This window comes from Pseudomonas sp. MYb118, assembly GCF_040947875.1.
Taxonomy (GTDB): domain Bacteria; phylum Pseudomonadota; class Gammaproteobacteria; order Pseudomonadales; family Pseudomonadaceae; genus Aquipseudomonas.
Genome location: NZ_JBFRXN010000002.1, coordinates 1,221,536 through 1,244,038, shown reverse-complemented (window position 1 = coordinate 1,244,038; position 22,503 = coordinate 1,221,536). Strand labels below are relative to the sequence as shown.

The 22,503-nt window shown below is 62.6% G+C and carries 19 protein-coding genes; 13 read left to right on the top strand and 6 right to left on the bottom strand.

Annotated elements, in window-relative coordinates; all coding sequences use genetic code 11:
- Positions 1-179 precede the first annotated feature (179 nt).
- Positions 180-1,220, bottom strand: a complete 1,041-nt coding sequence (locus ABVN20_RS11555) for a low specificity L-threonine aldolase (RefSeq protein ID WP_368555741.1) — start codon at positions 1,218-1,220, stop codon at positions 180-182.
- 133 nt (positions 1,221-1,353) lie between these two features.
- On the opposite strand from ABVN20_RS11555, the gene ABVN20_RS11550 reads away from it, so the two are divergent.
- The 9 genes from ABVN20_RS11550 to ABVN20_RS11510 all read left to right on the top strand — a co-directional run bounded on the left by ABVN20_RS11550 (position 1,354) and on the right by ABVN20_RS11510 (position 12,284).
- Positions 1,354-2,067, top strand: a complete 714-nt coding sequence (locus ABVN20_RS11550) for a TraX family protein (protein WP_368555740.1) — start codon at positions 1,354-1,356, stop codon at positions 2,065-2,067.
- A 295-nt stretch (positions 2,068-2,362) separates the two neighbouring features.
- On the top strand, positions 2,363-3,616 hold the full coding sequence (gene glyA / locus ABVN20_RS11545; protein WP_368555739.1) for a serine hydroxymethyltransferase: 1,254 nt from the start codon (positions 2,363-2,365) through the stop codon (positions 3,614-3,616).
- Between the two features lie 23 nt (positions 3,617-3,639).
- Positions 3,640-4,890 carry a sarcosine oxidase subunit beta gene (locus ABVN20_RS11540; RefSeq protein WP_368557696.1) on the top strand — a complete coding sequence of 417 codons (1,251 nt, stop codon included), beginning with the start codon at positions 3,640-3,642 and terminating at the stop codon, positions 4,888-4,890.
- Positions 4,891-4,905: 15 nt separating this feature from the next.
- Positions 4,906-5,235: a sarcosine oxidase subunit delta gene (locus ABVN20_RS11535; protein WP_368555738.1), complete on the top strand. Its 330-nt coding sequence runs from the start codon at positions 4,906-4,908 to the stop codon at positions 5,233-5,235.
- Positions 5,232-8,249, top strand: a complete 3,018-nt coding sequence (locus tag ABVN20_RS11530; protein WP_368555737.1) for a sarcosine oxidase subunit alpha — start codon at positions 5,232-5,234, stop codon at positions 8,247-8,249. Before ABVN20_RS11535 ends, ABVN20_RS11530 begins: the two co-directional genes overlap by 4 nt.
- A gap of 168 nt (positions 8,250-8,417) precedes the next feature.
- Positions 8,418-9,050 carry a sarcosine oxidase subunit gamma gene (locus tag ABVN20_RS11525; RefSeq protein WP_368555735.1) on the top strand — a complete coding sequence of 211 codons (633 nt, stop codon included), beginning with the start codon at positions 8,418-8,420 and terminating at the stop codon, positions 9,048-9,050.
- Positions 9,051-9,196: 146 nt separating this feature from the next.
- A complete protein-coding gene (purU, locus tag ABVN20_RS11520) occupies positions 9,197-10,054 on the top strand; it encodes a formyltetrahydrofolate deformylase (RefSeq protein ID WP_150705249.1) in 858 nt (285 codons plus the stop codon).
- Positions 10,055-10,259: 205 nt separating this feature from the next.
- Positions 10,260-11,459, top strand: a complete 1,200-nt coding sequence (gene fdhA / locus ABVN20_RS11515) for a formaldehyde dehydrogenase, glutathione-independent (RefSeq protein WP_368555733.1) — start codon at positions 10,260-10,262, stop codon at positions 11,457-11,459.
- Between the two features lie 276 nt (positions 11,460-11,735).
- The gene (locus ABVN20_RS11510; protein ID WP_368555732.1) at positions 11,736-12,284 is read left to right on the top strand and encodes a DUF2780 domain-containing protein; all 549 of its coding nucleotides are present in this window, start codon (positions 11,736-11,738) and stop codon (positions 12,282-12,284) included.
- A 1-nt stretch (position 12,285) separates the two neighbouring features.
- Here the strand turns inward: ABVN20_RS11510 and ABVN20_RS11505 are convergent, their stop codons facing one another.
- A complete protein-coding gene (locus ABVN20_RS11505; RefSeq protein ID WP_368555731.1) occupies positions 12,286-13,173 on the bottom strand; it encodes an acyltransferase in 888 nt (295 codons plus the stop codon).
- Positions 13,174-13,441: 268 nt separating this feature from the next.
- On the opposite strand from ABVN20_RS11505, the gene ABVN20_RS11500 reads away from it, so the two are divergent.
- From ABVN20_RS11500 to creD, 4 genes are all read left to right on the top strand, one after another.
- The gene (locus tag ABVN20_RS11500) at positions 13,442-13,945 is read left to right on the top strand and encodes an ATP-dependent zinc protease (RefSeq protein WP_368555729.1); all 504 of its coding nucleotides are present in this window, start codon (positions 13,442-13,444) and stop codon (positions 13,943-13,945) included.
- 74 nt (positions 13,946-14,019) lie between these two features.
- On the top strand, positions 14,020-14,700 hold the full coding sequence (gene creB / locus ABVN20_RS11495; protein ID WP_368555728.1) for a two-component system response regulator CreB: 681 nt from the start codon (positions 14,020-14,022) through the stop codon (positions 14,698-14,700).
- Positions 14,700-16,118: a two-component system sensor histidine kinase CreC gene (gene creC / locus ABVN20_RS11490; protein WP_368555726.1), complete on the top strand. Its 1,419-nt coding sequence runs from the start codon at positions 14,700-14,702 to the stop codon at positions 16,116-16,118. Before creB ends, creC begins: the two co-directional genes overlap by 1 nt.
- 130 nt (positions 16,119-16,248) lie before the next feature.
- Complete coding sequence (gene creD, locus ABVN20_RS11485) at positions 16,249-17,619, top strand: cell envelope integrity protein CreD (protein ID WP_368555725.1); 1,371 nt, start codon at positions 16,249-16,251, stop codon at positions 17,617-17,619.
- Positions 17,620-17,829: 210 nt separating this feature from the next.
- Here creD and ABVN20_RS11480 read toward each other — a convergent pair whose 3' ends face one another.
- The 4 genes from ABVN20_RS11480 to ABVN20_RS11465 form a co-directional block, all read right to left on the bottom strand.
- On the bottom strand, positions 17,830-18,459 hold the full coding sequence (locus ABVN20_RS11480; protein WP_368555724.1) for a glutathione S-transferase: 630 nt from the start codon (positions 18,457-18,459) through the stop codon (positions 17,830-17,832).
- A 189-nt stretch (positions 18,460-18,648) separates the two neighbouring features.
- A complete protein-coding gene (locus ABVN20_RS11475; RefSeq protein WP_368555723.1) occupies positions 18,649-18,828 on the bottom strand; it encodes a hypothetical protein in 180 nt (59 codons plus the stop codon).
- A complete protein-coding gene (locus tag ABVN20_RS11470; RefSeq protein WP_368555722.1) occupies positions 18,825-19,955 on the bottom strand; it encodes a PepSY-associated TM helix domain-containing protein in 1,131 nt (376 codons plus the stop codon). Before ABVN20_RS11470 ends, ABVN20_RS11475 begins: the two co-directional genes overlap by 4 nt.
- A 73-nt stretch (positions 19,956-20,028) precedes the next feature.
- A complete protein-coding gene (locus ABVN20_RS11465; RefSeq protein WP_368555721.1) occupies positions 20,029-22,434 on the bottom strand; it encodes a TonB-dependent siderophore receptor in 2,406 nt (801 codons plus the stop codon).
- Positions 22,435-22,503 lie beyond the last annotated feature (69 nt).

Sequence of the window (22,503 nt, the reverse complement as noted above, 5' to 3'; positions counted from 1 at the left end):
TGATTGTTGTTATTCGAGCAAAGGCTCGAGAAACAATGTAGACGAAGTCTTCAGGTGCGAATGAAGCCCACCTCCATCCCTTTGTGGGAGCGAGCCTGCTCGCGATGCGGTGTGTCTGGCAGGCCGCTATCGCGAGCAGGCTCGCTCCCACAGGGATGACAGTGAGGGCGGGAGCTGGGTTAACGCGTCATCACTTCACGGATATCGGCGGCCAGTTCGCGGACGCGGTCTTCTTCGGTGTCCCAGGAGCACATGAAGCGGGCGCCGCCCTTGCCGATGAAGGTGTAGAAGCGCCAGCCCCTGGCGGTCAGGGCGGCGATGGCCGGTTCCGAGAGTTGCAGGAACACGCCGTTGGCCTGTACCGGGAACATCAGTTCGACGCCTGGAATGTCGCTGACCAGTTCGGCGAGCAGTTGCGCGCAGTGGTTGGCGTGGCGGGCGTATTTGAGCCAGGCGTCGTTTTCCAGGATGCCGACCCAGGGGGCCGAGAGGAAGCGCATTTTCGAGGCCAGTTGCCCGGCCTGCTTGCAGCGGTAGTCGAAGTCTTCGGCCAGGTCGTGGTTGAAGAACAGGATCGCTTCACCCACCGCCATGCCGTTTTTCGTCCCGCCAAAGCACAGCACATCGACGCCGGCCTTCCAGGTCAGGTCGGCGGGGGTGCAGCCCAGGTACGCGCAGGCGTTGGAGAAGCGCGCGCCGTCCATGTGCAGGTTCAGGCCCAGTTCCTTGCAGGTGACGCTGATGGCGCGGATTTCTTCCGGGGTGTAGACGCTGCCGACCTCGGTGGCCTGGGTCAGGGTCACCACCCGTGGTTTGGGGTAGTGGATGTCCTGGCGCTTGAGCGCCACTTCGCGGATCGACTCGGGGGTCAGCTTGCCGTTTTCAGTGCGGGCGATCAGCAGTTTGGAGCCGTTGGAGAAGAACTCCGGCGCGCCGCATTCGTCGGTTTCGACGTGGGCGGTTTCCGAGCAGATCACGCTGTGGTAACTCTGGCACAGCGACGACAGGGCCAGCGAGTTGGCCGCGGTGCCGTTGAAGGCGAAAAATACTTCGCAGTCGGTTTCGAACAATTTGCGGAATTGATCGGACGCGCGAGCGGTCCATTCATCGTCGCCGTAGGCGCGCTGGTGGCCATGGTTGGCCTGTTCCATGGCCGCCCAGGCTTCAGGGCAGATACCGGAATAGTTGTCGCTGGCGAATTGTTGGCTCTTATCGGTCATGGCCCTGCTTTCCGTGGTCGAGACGCCTATGGTGAAGCGGCTCAAGGTCATTGATGGTGCGAACTCTACCGAAGATCATCCGGGGAGCACACGGGATGCGTCAGACAAAAAAATTCAAGGACGACGGGCAATTATGCACATGACGCACAGGGATGGGGCACTGGATTTGCTCAAGTGGCTGGCGCTATTGAGCATGGTGCTCGATCACCTGCGATATGTCGGCTACTCCGTCGATTGGCTGTATGTGCCGGGACGTCTGGCGTTTCCCTGGTTCTGCCTGGCGATGGCCGCCAATCTGGCCCGCGGGCCGGTCGCCACCACCGGGCAATGGCGCTACCTGGGCTGGCTGGTGCTGTTCAGCGCGGTGAGCGAGATTCCCTACCGACTGTTCATCGCCGATGCCGACACCTTGAACGTGCTGCCCACCCTGGCGCTGGGCCTGCTGGTGGCGCGGGGCTGGCAGGCGCCGGGTCTTCAGGCACGGGTGTTGGCGGTGACGGCCATGGCGGTGGCGCTGCTGTTTTCGGCGCAATTGATGTTCGGCGTGTTTGGTGTGCTGTTGCCGCTGGCGACGCTGCTGGTCTACCGCAAACCCTGGTATTTCGCCCTGGTGCCGGGGCTTGTGTGCCTGGCGGCCAACCAGTGGTCGGTGCTGTATCACTCGATCCGCCTGGGCAGCACGGTGGCAATGGTGGCGGTTGCCACATGCCTGATTGCGCCATGGCTGGGACTGTTCCTGTTGCGACATGCGAAAGGCGTAAAACCACCGCCGATGCGACGGTGGGCGTATGCGCTTTATCCGGGGCATTTTCTACTGCTGCTCGCACTTCGCCAGATGCTTGCCTGATCCTGCACCATCCCTGTGGGAGCGAGCCTGCTCGCGATTGCGGTGGGTCAGCCTGCACAGATGCTGAATGCTCGATCGCCATCGCGAGCAGGCTCGCTCCCACAGGGGCTGTGCACAGGTTGAGGATCTCAGCTGGCCTGTCGCTTTGCGCCCATGTCGTAAACGCGCCTTTGCGTGGCGCCCGTAGGCATTTGACCTCTCGACGCCGGCCATACCATCGCATTCAAAGGGCACTGCCGAAGAGCCGGTGCCTTACCAAGACGAATGGCGCACAGATGCCGCTGGGAGAGACGCGATGTTCAGCAAGCAAGACCAGATCCAGGGTTACGACGATGCACTGCTGGCGGCGATGAATGCCGAGGAGCAACGTCAGGAAGATCACATCGAGCTGATCGCGTCGGAGAACTACACCAGCAAGCGCGTGATGGAAGCGCAAGGCAGCGGCCTGACCAACAAATACGCCGAAGGCTACCCGGGCAAGCGCTACTACGGTGGCTGCGAGCACGTGGACAAGGTCGAGGCCCTGGCCATCGAGCGCGCCAAGCAGCTGTTCGGCGCCGATTACGCCAACGTCCAGCCGCACTCCGGTTCCTCGGCCAACAGCGCCGTGTACCTGGCCCTGCTGCAAGCCGGCGACACCATTCTGGGCATGAGCCTGGCCCACGGCGGTCACCTGACCCACGGTGCCAAGGTGTCGTCCTCGGGCAAGCTGTACAACGCCGTTCAATATGGCATCAACACCGAGACCGGCCTGATCGACTACGACGAAGTCGAGCGCCTGGCCGTCGAGCACAAGCCGAAGATGATCGTCGCCGGCTTCTCGGCCTACTCCAAGACCCTGGACTTCCCGCGCTTCCGCCAGATCGCCGACAAGGTCGGTGCGCTGCTGTTCGTCGACATGGCCCACGTGGCTGGTCTGGTCGCCGCCGGCCTGTACCCCAACCCGATTCCGTTCGCCGACGTGGTCACCACCACCACCCACAAAACCCTGCGCGGTCCGCGTGGCGGCCTGATCCTGGCCAAGTCCAACGAAGAGATCGAGAAGAAGCTCAACGCCGCGGTATTCCCCGGCGCCCAGGGCGGCCCGCTGATGCACGTGATCGCCGCCAAGGCCGTGTGCTTCAAGGAAGCGCTGGAGCCAGGCTTCAAGGCCTACCAGCAACAAGTGATCGAGAACGCCCAGGCCATGGCCGGCGTGTTTATCAAACGCGGCTACGATGTAGTGTCCGGCGGCACCGATAACCACCTGTTCCTGGTCAGCCTGATCCGTCAGGGCCTCACCGGCAAGGATGCAGACGCCGCCCTCGGTCGCGCCCACATCACCGTGAACAAGAACGCCGTGCCGAACGACCCGCAGTCGCCGTTCGTCACTTCCGGCCTGCGCATCGGTACCCCGGCGGTGACCACGCGCGGCTTCAAGGTGACCCAGTGCGTCACGCTGGCCGGCTGGATCTGCGACATCCTCGACAACCTCGGCGATGCCGATGTCGAGGCCAATGTCGCCGAGCAGGTGTCGGCCCTGTGCGCGGACTTCCCGGTTTATCGCTGAGTGCAGTTTTGGAGTAAATGACTATGCAACGCTACTCGGGTTTCGGCCTCTTCAAGCACTCTCTGAGCCATCACGAAAACTGGCAGCGCATGTGGCGCACGCCGACGCCGAAGAAGGTCTACGACGTGGTCATCGTCGGCGGTGGCGGGCATGGCCTGGCGACTGCCTACTACCTGGCCAAGGAACACGGCATCACCAACGTGGCCGTGGTAGAGAAAGGCTGGCTGGGCGGCGGTAACACCGCGCGCAACACCACCATCGTTCGCTCCAACTACCTGTGGGACGAGTCGGCGCACCTGTACGAACACGCGATGAAACTGTGGGAAGGCCTGTCCCAGGACCTCAACTACAACGTGATGTTCTCCCAGCGTGGCGTCTACAACCTGTGCCACACCCTGCAGGATATTCGTGATTCCGAGCGTCGGGTCAGCGCCAACCGCCTCAACGGCGTGGACGGCGAGCTGCTCGATGCCAAGCAGGTCGCGGACGAGATTCCGTACCTGGATTGCTCGAAGAACACCCGCTATCCGGTGATGGGCGCTACCGTGCAGCGTCGCGGCGGCGTGGCCCGTCACGATGCCGTGGCCTGGGGCTTTGCCCGTGCCGCCGACGCCCTGGGCGTGGACCTGATCCAGCAGACCGAAGTGACCGGGTTCCGCAAGGAAAACGGCGTGTGCATCGGGGTCGAGACCAACAAGGGCTTCATCGGCGCCAAGCGCGTTGGTGTGGTCACCGCCGGTAACTCCGGGCACATGGCCAAGCTTGCCGGTTTCCGCTTGCCGCTCGAATCCCACCCGCTGCAGGCGCTGGTGTCCGAGCCGATCAAGCCGATCATCGACAGCGTGATCATGTCCAACGCCGTACACGGTTACATCAGCCAGTCCGACAAGGGTGACCTGGTGATCGGTGCCGGTATCGACGGCTACAACGGCTACGGCCAGCGTGGTTCGTACCCGGTGATCGAGCACACCATCCAGGCCATCGTCGAGATGTTCCCGGTGCTGTCACGCGTGCGCATGAACCGCCAGTGGGGCGGCATCGTCGACACCACCCCGGATGCCTGCCCGATCATCTCGAAAACCCCGGTGCCGAACATGTTCTTCAACTGCGGTTGGGGTACCGGTGGCTTCAAGGCCACGCCGGGCTCGGGCAACGTGTTTGCCGCAAGCCTGGCCAAGGGTGAAATGCACCCGCTGGCCGCACCGTTCTCCATCGACCGCTTCCACAGCGGTGCCCTCATCGACGAACACGGCGCTGCTGCCGTCGCCCACTAACAGGAGAAATTTCCCATGTTGCATATCTTCTGTCCTCACTGCGGCGAACTGCGCTCCGAAGAGGAATTCCACGCATCCGGCCAGGCGCACATCCCGCGCCCGCTGGACCCCAACAGCTGCACCGACGAGGAGTGGGGCGACTACATGTTCTTCCGCGACAACCCTCGCGGTTTGCACCATGAACTGTGGATCCACGCCGCCGGTTGCCGTCAGTACTTCAACGCCACCCGCGACACCGTGACCTACGAGATCCTGGAAACCTACAAGATCGGCACCAAGCCACAATTCACCGACAAGACCGAGAGCCCGAAAGCGGCCGCCACGGCTCTGGGAGAGAAGGTATGAGCCAGACCAATCGCCTGTCCAACGGCGGACGGATCGACCGCAACAAAGTCCTGAGCTTCACCTTCAACGGCCAGAGCTACAAGGGCTTCGAAGGTGACTCTCTGGCCGCAGCCCTGCTGGCCAACGGTGTCGACATCATCGGTCGTAGCTTCAAGTACTCGCGCCCACGCGGCATCTTCGCTGCCGGTGCCGAAGAGCCCAACGCGGTGCTGCAGATCGGCGCCACCGAAGCCACGCAGATCCCCAACGTGCGCGCCACGCAACAGGCGCTGTACCAGGGCCTGGTCGCCACCAGCACCAACGGCTGGCCGAGCGTGAACAACGACGTGATGGGGATTCTCGGCAAGGTCGGCGGCAAGCTGATGCCTCCGGGTTTCTACTACAAAACCTTCATGTACCCGCAATCGTTCTGGATGACCTACGAGAAATACATTCGTAAGGCCGCCGGCCTTGGTCGCTCGCCGACCGAGAACGATCCGGACACCTACGACTACATGAACCAGCACTGCGACGTGCTGGTGGTCGGCGCCGGCCCCGCAGGCCTGGCCGCAGCACTGGCGGCGGCACGCAGCGGCGCCCGGGTGATCCTCGCCGATGAACAGGAAGAGTTCGGCGGCAGCCTGCTCGATTCGCGCGAAAGCCTCGACGGCAAGCCTGCCATGGACTGGGTGGCCAGCGTCGTCAGCGAACTGAAGAACACCCCGGACGTGGTGCTGCTGCCACGCGCCACGGTCAACGGCTACCACGACCATAACTTCCTGACCATTCACGAGCGCCTGACCGATCACCTGGGTGATCGTGCGCCGATTGGCCAGGTGCGCCAGCGTATCCACCGGGTGCGCGCCAAGCGCGTGGTCCTGGCGACCGGCGCCCACGAGCGTCCATTGGTCTACGGCAACAACGACGTGCCGGGCAACATGCTCGCCGGCGCTGTGTCCACCTATGTGCGTCGCTACGGCGTGGCACCGGGCAAGAAACTGGTGCTGTCGACCAACAACGACCACGCCTACCGCGTGGCCCTGGATTGGCTCGATGCCAGCCTGCAAGTGGTGGCCATCGCCGACGCCCGCAGCAACCCGCGCGGCGCGCTGGTGGAAGAAGCCCGCGCCAAGGGCATTCGCATCCTCACCGGCAGCGCCGTGATCGAGGCCCGTGGCAGCAAACACGTGACCGCTGCCCGTGTCGCGGCGATCGACGTCAAAGCCCACGCCGTGACCAGTCCTGGCGAATGGCTCGAATGCGACCTGGTGGCCAGCTCCGGCGGCTACAGCCCGGTGGTTCACCTGGCTTCGCACCTGGGTGGCAAGCCCATCTGGCGTGAAGACATCCTCGGTTTCGTACCGGGTGAAGCCCCGCAGAAACGCGTGTGCGTCGGTGGCATCAACGGCGTCTACGGCCTCGGCGATTCCCTGGCCGATGGTTTCGAAGGCGGCGCCCGTGCGGCCAGCGAAGCTGGTTTCAGCGTGGTCGAAGGCACCTTGCCCAAAGCCCTGAGCCGCCTCGAAGAGCCGACCCTGGCGCTGTTCCAGGTGCCCCATGAAAAGAACACCGCTCGTGCGCCGAAGCAATTCGTCGACCTGCAGAACGACGTCACCGCCGCCGCCATCGAACTGGCGACCCGCGAGGGCTTCGAGTCGGTCGAGCACGTCAAGCGCTACACCGCGCTGGGCTTTGGTACCGACCAGGGCAAGCTAGGCAATGTCAACGGTCTGGCCATCGCCGCCCGTTCGCTGAACGTGACCATCCCGCAGATGGGCACCACCATGTTCCGTCCGAACTACACGCCGATCACCTTCGGCGCTGTGGCCGGCCGTCACTGTGGGCACATCTTCGAGCCAGTGCGTTTCACCGCGCTGCATCACTGGCACGTGAAAAACGGTGCCGAGTTCGAAGACGTCGGCCAGTGGAAGCGTCCGTGGTACTTCCCGAAAAACGGTGAAGACATTCATGCGGCGGTGAAACGCGAATGTAAGGCCGTGCGTGACAGCGTCGGCCTGCTGGACGCCTCGACCCTGGGCAAGATCGACATCCAGGGGCCGGATGCCCGTGAGTTCCTCAACCGCATCTACACCAACGCCTGGACCAAGCTAGACGTGGGCAAGGCGCGCTACGGCCTGATGTGCAAGGAAGACGGCATGGTGTTCGACGACGGTGTGACGGCCTGTCTGGCCGACAACCATTTCGTCATGACCACCACCACCGGCGGCGCTGCACGCGTGCTGCAGTGGCTGGAGATCTACCAGCAGACCGAATGGCCGGACCTGAAGGTGTACTTCACCTCCGTGACCGATCACTGGGCGACCATGACCCTGTCCGGGCCGAACAGCCGCAAGCTGCTCAGCGAAGTCACCGACATGGACCTGGGCAACGAAGCGTTCCCGTTCATGACCTGGAAAGAAGGCCTGGTGGGCGGCGTGCCGGCGCGGGTGTTCCGGATCTCGTTCACCGGTGAGCTGTCGTACGAAGTCAACGTGCAGGCCGACTATGCGATGGGCGTGCTGGAAAAAATCGTCGAGGCCGGCAAGCAGTACAACCTGACCCCGTACGGCACCGAAACCATGCACATCCTGCGGGCCGAGAAGGGCTTCATCATCGTCGGCCAGGACACCGACGGCTCGATGACCCCGGACGACCTGAACATGGGCTGGTGCGTGGGCCGCACCAAACCGTTCTCGTGGATCGGCCAGCGTGGCATGAACCGTGAAGACTGCGTGCGTGACCAGCGCAAGCAACTGGTAGGCCTCAAGCCGATCGACCCGACCAAGTGGCTGCCGGAAGGTGCGCAACTGGTGTTCAACACCAAGCAGGCGATCCCGATGACCATGGTCGGCCACGTCACCTCCAGCTACCTGCACAACTCCCTGGGCTATTCGTTTGCCATGGGCGTGGTCAAGGGCGGGCTGAAGCGCCTGGGTGAGCGCGTGTTCGCACCGCTGGCCGACGGCAGCGTGATCGAGGCGGAAATCGTTTCTTCGGTGTTCTTCGATCCGAAGGGGGATCGGCAGAACGTGTAGTGGCTTGAAGTCTTGTGGGTGGGCAGTGACACCGAGTCGGCCCATTCGCGAGCAAGCCCGCTCCCACAATTTGGAATGCGTTTCCCTGTGGGAGCGGGCTTGCTCGCGATGGCGGCGGGCCTGCCACCACAGGAGCCGGAACCAACAGAATTCAGCAAAGGGTGCCTTATGACCGCAGCCAACGTATACCAACAACGCCCAACCACCGGGGCCAAGGCCGAGTCGTCGCTGCATCATGCCGACCTCGCCAGCCTGGTGGGCAAGGGCCGCAAGAGCGCCGGCGTGACCGTGCGCGAGAAAAAACTCCTCGGCCACCTGACCATCCGTGGCGATGGCCATGACGCCGCGTTCGCCGCCGGTGTGCACAAGGCCCTGGGCATCGAACTGCCGGCCGCACTGACCGTCATCGTCAAGGGTGAAACCAGCCTGCAATGGCTGGGCCCGGACGAATGGCTGCTGATCGTGCCGAGCGGCGAAGAGTTCGAAGCCGAGAAAAAACTGCGCGAAGCGCTGGGCGACCTGCACATCCAGATCGTCAACGTCAGCGGCGGCCAGCAGATCCTCGAACTGAGCGGCCCGAACGTGCGCCAGGTGCTGATGAAATCCACCAGCTACGACGTGCACCCCAACAGCTTCCCGGTGGGCAAGGCCGTGGGCACCGTGTTCGCCAAGTCGCAACTGGTGATCCGCCACACCGCCGAAGACACCTGGGAACTGCTGATCCGTCGCAGCTTCTCCGACTACTGGTGGCTGTGGCTGCAAGACGCCTCGGCCGAGTACGGCCTGGCCGTGCAGGCCTGATTCACCCCTCCACCCTGTGGGAGCGGGCTTGCTCGCGAATGCGCTGGGTCAGCTGTATCAATGGCGACTGACACACCGCATTCGCGAGCAAGCCCGCTCCCACAGGAGAGGCGCATAGAATATCAATGTTCCAGGAGTCACCCGCTATGAGCCGCGCCCCAGACACATGGATCCTGACCGCCGACTGCCCCAGCGTACTCGGCACCGTGGACGCGGTGACCCGCTTTCTGTTCGAGCAGGGCTGCTACGTCACCGAGCACCATTCGTTCGATGACCGGCTTTCGGGCCGCTTTTTCATTCGTGTGGAATTCCGTCAGCCCGACGGCTTCGACGAGCAATCCTTCCGCGCAGGCCTGCAGGAGCGAGGCGAGTCGTTCGGCATGATCTTCGAACTGACGCCCCCGCACTACCGGCCGAAAGTGGTGATCATGGTCTCCAAGGCCGATCACTGCCTCAACGACCTGCTCTACCGCCAGCGCATCGGCCAGTTGTCAATGGACGTGGCGGCGGTGGTGTCCAACCATCCGGATCTCAAGCCGCTGGCCGACTGGCACCAGATTCCGTACTACCATTTCCCCCTGGACCCGAACGACAAGCCGTCGCAGGAGCGCCAGGTGCTGCAAGTGATCGAAGACGCCGGCGCCGAACTGGTGATCCTTGCGCGTTACATGCAGGTTTTGTCGCCGGAACTGTGCCGCAAGCTCGATGGCAAGGCGATCAACATCCACCACTCCCTGCTGCCGGGGTTCAAGGGCGCCAAGCCGTACCACCAGGCCTACAACAAGGGCGTGAAACTGGTCGGCGCGACGGCGCATTACATCAACAACGACCTTGATGAAGGTCCGATCATCGCCCAGGGCGTGGAGGTGGTGGATCACAGCCACTATCCGGAAGATCTGATCGCCAAGGGGCGGGACATTGAAGGCCTGACGTTGGCGCGGGCCGTGGGGTATCACATTGAGAGAAGGGTGTTTTTGAACGCCAATCGTACGGTCGTTCTCTAGATCGCTATCGCGGGCAAGCCCGCTCCCACAGGATTTGTGTCTGCCTGCAAATCCTGGTCACACCAATGATCAACTGTGGGAGCGAGCCTGCTCGCGATGACGGCACAACAGGCAACACAAGAACAGCATCTGTACCCGAGCAACCAGCGCGCCGCCGTCCTTTGGCGACGCGTCCGTTACATAAAAACAACAGCGAGGTGAAAGCATGTCTGGCAATCGTGGTGTGGTGTATCTCGGCTCTGGCAAGGTCGAAGTACAGAAAATCGACTATCCGAAAATGCAGGACCCGCGCGGCAGGAAGATCGAGCACGGTGTCATCCTGCGTGTGGTTTCCACCAACATCTGTGGTTCCGACCAGCACATGGTGCGCGGCCGTACCACCGCCCAGGTCGGCCTGGTCCTGGGGCACGAGATCACTGGTGAAGTGATCGAGAAGGGCAGCGACGTCGAAAACCTGAAAATCGGCGACCTGGTCTCCGTACCGTTCAACGTGGCGTGCGGGCGCTGCCGTTCCTGCAAGGAGCAACACACCGGCGTGTGCCTGACCGTCAACCCGGCCCGTGCCGGTGGCGCTTACGGCTATGTCGACATGGGCGACTGGACCGGCGGCCAGGCCGAATACGTGCTGGTGCCGTACGCCGACTTCAACCTGCTGAAACTGCCGGACCGCGACAAGGCCATGGAAAAAATCCGTGACCTGACCTGCCTCTCCGACATCCTGCCCACCGGCTACCACGGTGCCGTGACCGCCGGTGTCGGCCCAGGCAGCACCGTGTACATCGCCGGTGCCGGCCCGGTCGGCCTGGCGTCTGCCGCTTCGGCGCGCCTACTGGGTGCGGCGGTGGTGATCGTCGGCGACGTCAACCCGATCCGCCTGGCCCACGCCAAGGCCCAGGGTTTTGAAATCGTCGACCTGTCCAAGGACGCACCGCTGCACGAGCAGATCGCCGACCTGCTGGGCGAGCCTGAAGTGGATTGCGCCGTGGACTGCGTGGGCTTCGAAGCCCGTGGTCACGGTCATGATGGCGTGAAACACGAAGCGCCGGCCACCGTGCTCAACTCGCTGATGGGCGTGGTCCGGGTTGCCGGCAAAATCGGCATCCCCGGCCTCTACGTCACCGAAGACCCGGGCGCCGTCGACGCCGCCGCGAAGATGGGCAGCCTGAGCATCCGCTTTGGCCTGGGCTGGGCCAAGTCCCACAGCTTCCACACCGGCCAGACTCCGGTGATGAAGTATAACCGGGCGCTGATGCAAGCCATCATGTGGGACCGCATCAACATCGCCGAAGTGGTGGGCGTGCAGGTGATCAGCCTGGACCAGGCGCCGGAAGGCTACGGCGAGTTCGATGCCGGCGTGCCGAAGAAGTTTGTGATCGACCCGCACAAGTTGTTCAGTGCGGCGTAAGTCATACGCGCAAGGGAAAGGGCGACGAATGTCGCCCTTTTTCTATTACGGCACCTCACCTATGCCCGATCCATGCCCACTGTGGGAGCGAGCCTGCTCGCGATGGAGGCACAGACAGCGCAGTTTGTCAGGTAGCCAGCGTTACCGTTGACGACCATCGCGAGCAGGCTCGCTCCCACAGTGGCGGTGGGGCGGGGGAACAATCGCCGATGGCTTTAGTCCAACGAACTGTTTTAACCGCCCATTCCCGGGCGGTTTTTCGTTGAGGGTGTCTGGATGAAGGTTTCACGCGGTTTTGTACTGGCATCGCTCATGACCCTGGCCGCCGGGCCGGTGTTTGCACAGTTCAGTCTGGGCGATGCGGCCAGCGCCATTGCCGGCATGAAGGGTGACAACGCTGCCACCGAGGCTGCGCCAACCTCCGAGACCGCCGGCTTGCTCGGTGCGCTCAGTCAGCTGGACGTGACCCCGCAACAAGCCGTCGGCGGCACCGGGGCGATGCTGGGGCTGGCGAAGAATCAGTTGAGCACCGCCGACTACGCCGAGCTGGCCAAGAGCGTGCCGGGCATCGACAAATTATCGGGCGGTGGCGAGTTGGGCGCGCTGGCCAGTCTGCTCGGTTCCAACGGCAAGGCCGCCGGCCTGGATAATGCCTTGGGCAACGTCAAAGACACCAACGACCTGAACAACGCGTTCGATGCCCTGGGCATGGACAGCGGCATGGTCGGCCAGTTTGCCCCGTTGATCCTGCAATACCTCGGTCAGCAGGGCGTTGGCGGCTCGCTGCTGCAAAGCCTGGGCGGTATCTGGGGCACCGGCAGCTGATTCAGCGGCTTTCGTTGCGCAGGGCGGCGATGCGAAGGTCTTTCTCGGTCCAGAGCTGGTTGACCCAGTTCTGCACCGACTCGCGAAACACCGGGTCGTTTTCGTAATCGCCCTGCCACAGCGCCGGGTCGAGCTCGCGGGTGTGGATATCAATGATCACCCTCGGCACGTTGCCGCTGATCAGGTCCCAGAACCCCGGGATGTTCGCCTGCGGGTAGACCACCGTCACATCGAGAATGGCGTCCAGCTGTTCCCCCATCGCCGCCAGTACGAACGCCACGCCGCCGGCCTTGGGCTTGAGCAGATGGCTGAACGGTGATTGCTGCTGGGTGCTTTTCGCCGGAGTGAAACGGGTGCCTTCCAGGTAATTGACCACGGTCACCGGCTGGCGCTTGAACAGTTCGCAGGCGGCCTTGGTGATTTCCAGGTCCTTGCCCGCCAGCTCCGGGTTTTTCGCCAGGAACGCCTTGGTGTAGCGCTTCATGAACGGGTAATCCAGCGCCCACCACGCCAGCCCCAGGAACGGCACCCAGATCAGTTCCTTCTTGAGGAAGAATTTGAAGAACGGCGTGCGCCGGTTCAGCGTCTGGATCAGCGCCGGGATGTCGACCCAGGATTGATGGTTGCTGATCACCAGGTACGAGGTGTCGCGCCGCAGGTCGTCGCCACCGCGAATGTCCCATTGGGTGGGGATGCACAGGTGGAAGATCAGCTTGTCGATCTCCGACCAGGTCTCGGCGATCCACATCACCGCCCCGGAAGCGTAATCGCGAAAACGGCCGGGCAGGACCAGCTTGAGCAGGGCGAACACCATCAAGGGCCCGATCAGGACCAGGGTGTTGAGCAACAGCAGCAGGGCGACGAAACAGCCAGTGAGCAGGCGGCGCATGGGCGACTCTTGAAAACCATTGGGCGGGCCATGATAAGCAGGTTCGGGTGGCAGGCCAAATTGCCGGTGACGAATGTTTCACCTTGTTATCGGTATGCTCGCAAAAATGCAGCCAGGCATACCGGCCCCTCGCGAGCAGGCTCGCTCCCACAGTTGGGCGCTGTCTAATGTGGGAGCGAGCCTGCTCGCGATAGCGATTTGAAGAACGAACGAATCCCTTGCCGGCGGTCTAAAATCCCGCTGCCCCTTTCTCAAGGACACCGATCACGTGAAATCTTTTCTTGCAATTTTGTCCCTGGTTGCCCTGCCGGTCATGGCCGCCGAACCGACCCTGTACGGCCGCTACGAATACATCGCCCTGCCGGAAATCGGCGGTGAAGTGCTCAAGGCGAAAATGGACACCGGCGCGCTGACCGCCTCGCTGTCGGCCAGGGACATCGAAACCTTCACCCGCGATGGCGAAGACTGGGTGCGGTTCCGCCTGGCCACCAAGGACGCCAGCAACAAGATCTTCGAGCACAAGATCGCGCGTATCAGCAAGATCAAGACCCGCTCCGAAGAAGACGATGACGAGGAAGTGGCGGCGCCGACCAAGCGCCCGGTGGTCGACCTGGAACTGTGCCTGGGCAACGTCAAGCGCACCGTCGAGGTCAACCTCACCGACCGCAGCAGCTTCAACTATCCGCTGCTGATCGGTGCCAAGGCCTTGCGCGAGTTCGGCGCAGCGGTGAACCCGGCTCGGCGTTTCACGGCGGACAAGCCGGACTGCTGATTTCAACCCGCCCGATTGACGTGATGTAAGGCTTGAGTCACCGTTCGCCCACTCCACTGCCGGGCTCGGACGCCATGCCTCACATCCTGATTGTCGAAGACGAAGCGGCGATTGCCGATACGCTGATTTTTGCCTTGCAGGGCGAAGGTTTCAGTACCACCTGGCTGAACCTCGGGGCCGCCGCGCTGGAGCATCAACGGCAGACGCCGGCTGACCTGATCATTCTCGATATCGGCCTGCCCGACATCAGTGGCTTTGAAACCTGCAAGCAACTGCGGCGTTTCTCAGAGGTGCCGGTGATTTTCCTCACGGCCCGTGACGCAGAAATTGATCGGGTGGTGGGCCTGGAGATCGGCGCTGATGATTACGTGGTCAAGCCGTTCAGCCCTCGCGAAGTGACGGCGCGGGTTCGCGCGATTCTCAAGCGCATGGCGCCCCGTGTGGAGGCCGAGCCCTCGTCGGGCCTGTTCCGTGTCGATCATGAGCGGGTGCAGATCCACTATCGCGGCCAGGTGCTGAGCCTGACCCGCCACGAATTTCGCCTCTTGCAATGCCTGCTCGAACAGCCCGAACGGGTGTTCAGCCGCGAGCAGTTGCTCGATGCCCTGGGCGTGGCGGCCGATGCCGGCTACGAGCGCAGTATCGACAGCCACATCAAGAGCGTGCGCGCCAAGTTGCGCGCGGTGAAGGGCGATGCCGAGCCGATCCAGACCCATCGCGGCCTCGGCTACAGCTACAGCCCGGGGCACAGCTAATGCCACTCGGGCTACGGATTTTCCTGGTCTATGTGCTGTTCATCGGCCTGACCGGTTACTTTGTGCTCAGCACGGTCATGGAGGAAATCCGTCCTGGCGTGCGCCAGTCCACGGAAGAAACCCTGGTGGATACCGCCAACCTGATGGCAGAGATTCTGCGCGATGACTTCAAGGCTGGCACCCTCAACCAGAACCGCTGGCCGCAGTTGCTCAAGGCCTATGGCGAACGGCAACCGAAGGCGAGCATCTGGGGCTTGCCGAAGAACCAGGTCAACCATCGCATCTACGTCACCGACGCCAAGGGTATCGTGGTGCTGGATTCCAGCGGTACGGCGGTCGGCCAGGATTATTCGCGCTGGAACGATGTTTACCTGACCTTGCGCGGTGAGTACGGCGCGCGTTCGACTCGCAGTGACCCGGACGATGCCAGCTCGTCAGTGATGCACGTGGGGGCGGCGATCCGTGACAACGGCCAGATCATAGGCGTTGTAACCGTGGCCAAGCCCAACAGCTCGCTGCAACCTTATGTCGACCGCACCGAGCGCCGCTTGCTGGCGTATGGCGCCGGGTTGATCGGTCTGGGCCTGTTGTTCGGCGCGTTGCTGTCGTGGTGGTTGAGTGCGGCGCTGCGCCGGCTGACTGCGTACGCGCAGGCGGTCAGCGAAGGGCGCCGGGTCGAGGTGCCGCATTATCGCGGCGGCGAGCTGGAGCAACTGGCGACGGCCGTGGAGCAGATGCGCACCCAGCTTGAAGGCAAGGCCTACGTCGAGCGTTATGTGCACACGCTGACCCATGAACTGAAAAGCCCGCTGGCGGCGATTCGCGGTGCGGCGGAGTTGCTGCAGGGGGAAATGCCGTTGGCGCAACAGCAGCGCTTCGTCAGCAACATCGACAATGAAAGCGTGCGTATGCAGCAGTTGATCGAGCGGCTGTTGAACCTGGCCCTGGTGGAACAGCGCCAGGGGTTGGAGGAGCGCGTGCCGGTGCCGCTGGCGGGGCTGGTGGATGAATTGCTGATGGCTCAGGCCGGGCGTATCGAAGGCAAGCAGTTGCGCGTGGAGCGGGCGGTCGCGCCGGACCTGGCGTGGTTGGGGGAGCCGTTTCTGTTGCGTCAGGCGCTGGCGAATCTGCTGGAAAATGCGCTGGATTTCACCCAGGCCCAGGGCCTGTTACGGTTCAGTGCTGCTCGGGTGGGGGAGCGGGTCGAGTTGAAACTGTTCAACCAGGCCGAGGCGATACCGGATTATGCGTTGCCGCGTTTGAGTGAGCGCTTTTATTCCCTGCCGCGTCCGGACAGTGGGCGCAAGAGCACCGGGTTGGGGCTTAATTTTGTCGAGGAAGTGGCGAAGTTGCATGGTGGGGTGTTGAGGATTGGCAATGTCGAGGGTGGGGTGGAGGTGATTTTGTGTCTGCCTTGAGACCGAGTTGTGTCTATCGCGAGCAGGCTCGCTCCCACAGGGGCTCAGTCTCCACACAATCTCCATAAACCCCACATAACCCCTCCACACACCGACCCCAGACTCTCCCCATCCAAACAGGGAGAGTCCCATGAACCGCAATCTGACCTTGAAACTCGGGGCCATCGCCCTGCTGATTTTGTTGCTGCTGATTCCGCTGCTGATGATCAACGGCGTCATCCAGGACCGCCAGCAACTGCGCGACGGCGTGCTCGAAGACATCGCCCGCAGTTCCAGCTACAGCCAGCAATTGAGCGGGCCGCTGATGGTGGTGCCGTACCGCAAGGTGGTGCGCACCTGGAAACTCAACGAAAAGACCAACCAGCGCTACCAGGAAGTCGGCGAAGAACGCGGTCGCCTGTACTTCCTGCCGGAGCGCTTCGAACTCGACGGCGAGGTGGCCACGGAACTGCGTGCCCGGGGCATTTATCAGGCGCGACTGTTCCATGCCGACAACCGTATCAACGGACACTTTTCGCTGCCGGCGCAATTGGGCATCAAGGAAGATTTCGCCGATTACCAGTTCGACCAGCCGTTCCTCGCCGTCGGTATCAGCGACATTCGCGGCATCGAGAATGCCTTGAAACTCGAACTCAACGGCCAGCGCCTGGACTTCGTGCCGGGCAGCCAGGTCGGTTGGCTGGGCGAGGGTGTGCACGTGGTGTTGCCGGCGTTGGACGCCAGGCAGAACACCGAGCTGGCGTTCGCATTCGACCTGAAGCTGCAAGGCACCGGCCAGTTGCAGGTGGTGCCGGTGGGCAAGACCAGCAACGTGTCGCTGACCGCCAACTGGCCGCACCCCAGCTTCATCGGCAACTACCTGCCGGCCAAGCGTGACATCACCGACCAGGGCTTTTCCGCCGAGTGGCAGACCTCGTTCTTCTCCACCAACCTGCAAGAAGCCCTGAATGACTGCGTGCTGCGCCGCAGCTGTGAAGCGTTCAATGGGCGCAGCTTTGGCGTGAGCTTCATCGACCCGGTTGACCAGTACCTGAAAAGCGATCGGGCGATCAAATATGCGCTGTTGTTCATTGTTCTGACGTTTGCCGGTTTCTTCCTTTTCGAAGTGCTGAAAAGCCTGGCGGTGCACCCGGTGCAATACGCATTGGTGGGGGTGGCGCTGGCGTTCTTTTATCTGCTGTTGTTGTCGTTGTCCGAGCACATCGGCTTTGATCCGGCGTACCTGCTGTCGGCCGGCGCCTGTGTGTCGTTGATCGGGTTCTACGTCTGCCATGTCCTGCACAGCGTGCGCCACGGCTTGAGTTTCTCGGCGGGGCTGGTGGCTCTGTATGGCCTGCTTTACGGGCTGTTGAGCGCCGAGGATTACGCGTTGTTGATGGGGTCGGGGCTGCTGTTCGGCGTGCTCGGGGTGTTCATGGTGCTGACCAGAAAACTGGATTGGTACGGGGTGGGGCAGAAGGTGGCCAAGCCGGTGGCGTTTGATTTGGGAGAGGTGAAATGAGCCGGTCGCTGGGGTTGCGCGAGGATCAGCGGGAAGGGGAGAGGTTGGTGGTGTTGATTTGCGAGTTATTTACGTCGGAACCGCTGGGATGCCATCGCGAGCGGATCGAATCGTCGCTCCGTCGCTCCCACCTGACGGCGCGGTCCGGTGTGGGAGCTGCGGTGCGACGATTCGACTGCCCGCGATGAGGCCAGCCCTGCCAGCGAAAATCTAAACCTTGGGCATCGTCGCCAGCATCGAAGGCCGCTGGCTCACCTCGAAATACCAGGCCGCCAACTGCGGATTCGCCTCGCGCCATGCCAGATCCGGATGGCGCAGGTCCAGGTAACCCAACGCACACGCCACGCTGATCGCCGCCACATCGAAGTGGCTGGTCAGCTCGGCAATCGCGTCTTTTTCCAGCAGGGCCAGGGCACGGCGGATCTTGTCGCGCTGGCCGTCGAGCCATTGCGGCCAGTGTTTTTCCGGTGCACGCAGGGCGACTTCGTAGCGGGTCAGCACGGCGGCGTCCATGATGCCGTCGGCCATCGAGGCCAGGGTCAGGCGGCGCCAGCGGGCCGAACCTTCACGGGGAATCAGCGGGTTGCCGACGTGCTGATGGTCGAGGTAGTCGAGGATCACCCGGCTGTCGTGGATGACGTTGCCGTCGGCCAGGCGCAGGGCCGGGATCTTGCTCAGGGGATTGTCGTCGATCAGCGCCTGGTCGGGGTCGACCGGGGTCAGTACGCAGTTTTGCAGGCTGACGCGATCCTGCTGGCCGGTTTCGTGCAACAGCACCATGACTTTGCGTACGAAGGGCGAGAGGGGGTTGTGGTACAGGGTCATGCTCGGGGCGGACATGGCTGCGTCTCGGTCGGTGGCTGAGGGGGGCAGCATAGCGTGTTGCAGGGTTGGCTCAAACTAGGCAGAACCCTTGTGGGATAACCTGTGGGAGCGAGCCTGCTCGCGAGGCGGAGTGTCAGCCAGCAATTGTGGTGACAACATACCGCCTCGCGAGCAGGCTCGCTCCCACAAGGGGGCAGCCGTGCGTCAGCGGCGTTGCAGCAGGCCGCGCAGGGCCAGGGCGGCGGGTATGCCCAGCCCCAGCCAGCTCAGGGCATCCCAGGCGCCATCGCCCAGTAGCGCGGCAAACAGGCCTGCGGCAGTCAGCAGGGCGATCACCGTGGGCGTGGCGAAGACTTTCCAGAAGTTCGATTGCCGAGGCTTCATGCGGCGACCTCGGCTTTTTCCAGCGCGGGCTTGGCCGCTCTGCGCCGCACCACCCACAGGTAGACACCGCTGCCGAGCACGATGATGGTCAGCACGTCGAGGGTGGCCCAGAGGATTTTCATCGGCATGCCGCCGTAGTCGCCGAAGTGCAGCGGCTGCGACATGCCCATGGCGTCCATGTACCACGGCCGCTCGACCACGGCGGTGACCTCGAGGTTGCTGGCGTCGATCAGGATCGGCGTCAACAGGTGGGAGGTCAGGTGCGTGCTGCCCTTCATGAACACGGCGTAATGGTGCTCACTGGAAAACCGCGTGCCGGGGAAGGCGATGAAGTCCGGGCGCATGCCGGGCGCGGCGTCACGGGCGATGTCGAGCAGGCGGGTGGCCGGGGCCAGTTGGGTCAGCGGCGGGGCATTGCGGTACGGCGCGATCATGGTGTTGAGCGTGTCGTTGCGCCATTGCGCGATCAGCAGGTCGGCGCAGGCGCTGATGACACCGGTGACGCCCACGACCAGCGCCCAGGTCAGGGTGACCACGCCAATCAGGTTGTGCAGGTCGAGCCAGCGCAGGCGGGTGGATTTGTCCTGGCGCACGGTGGCGAACTTGAGGCGGCGCATGAACGGCAGGTACAACACCGTCCCGGACACGATCGCCACCACGAACAGCAGGCCCATGAACGCCAGCAACAGCTTGCCCGGCAGTTCGGCGAACATGTCCACGTGCAGGCGCAGCATCAACATCATGAACCCGCCATTGGCCGACGGCATTTCCAGCGCTTCGCCGGTGCGCGCATCGAGCATGAAGGTGTGCGACGAGTTCGGCTCGGTCCCGGCGGTGGCCGCCATGATGGCAATGGCAGCGTTGGGTTCGTCTTCCTCATAACCGAAATACTGCATGACTTCGCCGGGACGATGTCTTTCTGCCGCCTGCACCAGTTGCTGCAGATTGAGCTGCGGAGTGTCGGCCGGCATGACCTTCAACTCCGGGGCATCACCCAGCAGGTGATCAATCTCATGATGGAAGATCAACGGCAGGCCGGTGAGCGCCAGCATCAACAGGAACACGGTGCAGATCAGGCTGGTCCAGGTGTGGACGAAGGACCAGCGGCGGATTGTTTTGCTTTTCATTTCATGACTCTCAGAAATACCAAAGCCGTCCAATGAGGACGGCTCGGGTACAGGGTCTTGTCAGTTCAACCCGTTACCACTTGTAGTTCACGGCAGCCACGACATTGCGTTCATCACCGTAGTAGCACCAGAAACCGTCGCAAGTCGAGACGTAGTCCTTGTCGAAAATGTTCTTCGCCGTGACGTCGACCGAAACACCAGCCAGCGCCGGGTTAAGACGGCTCAGATCATAATGGACGGAGGCGTCGTACACAGTGTAGGAGCCAACGTGCGAGTTTTCGGTATTGCTGGTGCTGCCGTAGGTGTCACCGACATAGCGAACGCCCGCGCCGACGCCAAAGCCGTCGAGGAAGCCCGAACGCCATGTGTAGTCAGACCACAGCGAGGCCTGATTTCGCGGAACCAGTTTGAAGCGATTACCTTTGTCGGCGCCCTTGAGGATTTCGGTGTCGGTGTAGGTGTAGGAACCCACCACCTTCAAGTTTTCGTTGACGTCGGAAGTGGCTTCAAGCTCGATACCGCGCACTTTCAGCTCGCCGACCTGACTGGTCACGTTGTTCTGGGTCACGGAAACGTTTTCCTGACGCAGATCGAACGCCGCTGCGGTCAGCAGTGTGTTGCTGCCTGGTGGCATGTACTTCACGCCGACTTCGGTTTGCTTGCCTTCGGTCGGTTTGAACGAGTTGGTGGAGCTGGCATCGGCACCCATGGATGGCTGGAACGACTCGGTGTAGGAGATGTACGGCGTAATCCCCGAATCGAACACATAGCTCAAGCCGGCGTTTCCACTGAAGGCTTTATCGCGCTGAGTGTTGGTGGCGTCGCTGAGGTTGTTGAACTGCGTCGCGGTATGAATCCAGTCTTCACGGCCGCCCAGGGTCAGGCGCCATTTATCCAGGGAGATTTGATCCTGGACGTACAGACCTGTCTGGTTGGTCTTCTGGTTGTAGTCGTAGAAGGTGGCGTAATTGACGTTGGAGTAGTCGGCACCACGGACCGGCGTGATGACGTTGCTCGGCGGAGCACTGCCTTCAAGCCATCTGTAGTTGGTATTGGTGCGTTGATGATCCAGCCCGATCAGCAGGACATGGCTGAGCGGACCCGTCTGGAAATCGGCCTGGAAGTTGTTATCCACGGCGAACTGGCTGATGTCTTCATCGACCTTGTCGACCAGGCGAGCCAGCGTGCCATCCGGCGACACCGAGTTACCGAACGACGCATAGGTTTGCTGGAATTCCAGATCGCTCTTGGTATAGCGCAGATTCTGTTTGAACTGCCAGACGTCATTCAGGCGATGGTCAAAGGCATAGCCCAGTGCGTAGTAGGTGCGATCGTAGTGATCGGACTCCGGGTCGCCCAGGTTCTTGTGGTGCGAGATATCCCCGAGCGGTGAATCCAGCTTGGTGCCTTGCAGCGGCAGGAACTGACCGCTGACCCCGGTATCGTCGCGAGTGAACTGCGAGAGGAACGTCACGTGCGTGTCGTCGTCCATGTTCCACGTCAGGCTCGGCGCCAGGTTGTAGCGCTTGTCATCGGTGTGGTCGACCGGCATCCCGCTGTCACGCACCACGCCGTCGACGCGGTAGAGGAACTGACCTTCGTCATCGACTTTGCCGGTGCTGTCGAAGCTGATCTGCTTGCGGTTGTTACTGCCGACTTCGGCGCGTACTTCGTGGCTGGCAATGGCCTCGGGACGACGGCTGACCATGTCGAGCATGCCGCCGGGAGGGGTCTGGCCGTACACCGAGGAGGCAGGGCCGCGCAGGAGTGTAATGCGTTCCAGGTTCCAGGTTTCAGCCTTCGGGTTGGCGTAGGAGCCTTTCGGTAACGGCAGGCCATCGAGGAACTGGGTCGGTTCGAAGCCGCGCACGCGCAGCCAGTCGGCACGCGAGTCGCTGCCGTAGCTGCTGGCAATCACACCCGGCATGTAACGCACGGCGTCATCGAGGTTCTGTACCCCACGATCGTCCATCTGTGCGCGGGTGATCACCGACATCGAGCGCGGTGCCTCGACGATAGGCGTGTCGGTCTTGGTGCCTGCCGCAGTGCGAGTGGCGACGTAACCCTCGACCGGTCCCCAGGCATTTTCGGTGGTGCCTACGCCGATCACGTTGGTTTCCGGCAATGCGACAACGCCTTCAGGTGCGGCCACCAGGCTGTAGGTACCGGTGCTGCTCTGTTCAAGTTGCAGACCGGTGCCGCGCAGGGCTGCACGCAGGGCGCCAACGGCATCGTACTGGCCACTGACCGGGGCAGAGGTCTTGCCTGCTGCCAGGGATGGATTGAGCGACAGCGCCACGCCGGCCTGGCTGGCGATCTGGTTCAGGGTGCTGGCCAATGGCGCGGCCGGCAGGTTGTAGGCGCGAACGCTGGACGCCTGCTCAGCGGCGATCAGCTGGCTGCTGGCCAGCGGGGTGCAAAGGGCGATAGCGACCGCCAACAGGCTGGGGCGCAAAAACGTGTCAAGCGAACGGGACATACAGCGGCTCCTGAAAGGGAATACTTCTCAATTGCCTGTGTGCCGAATGAGATTTGAAAAGTGATAGGG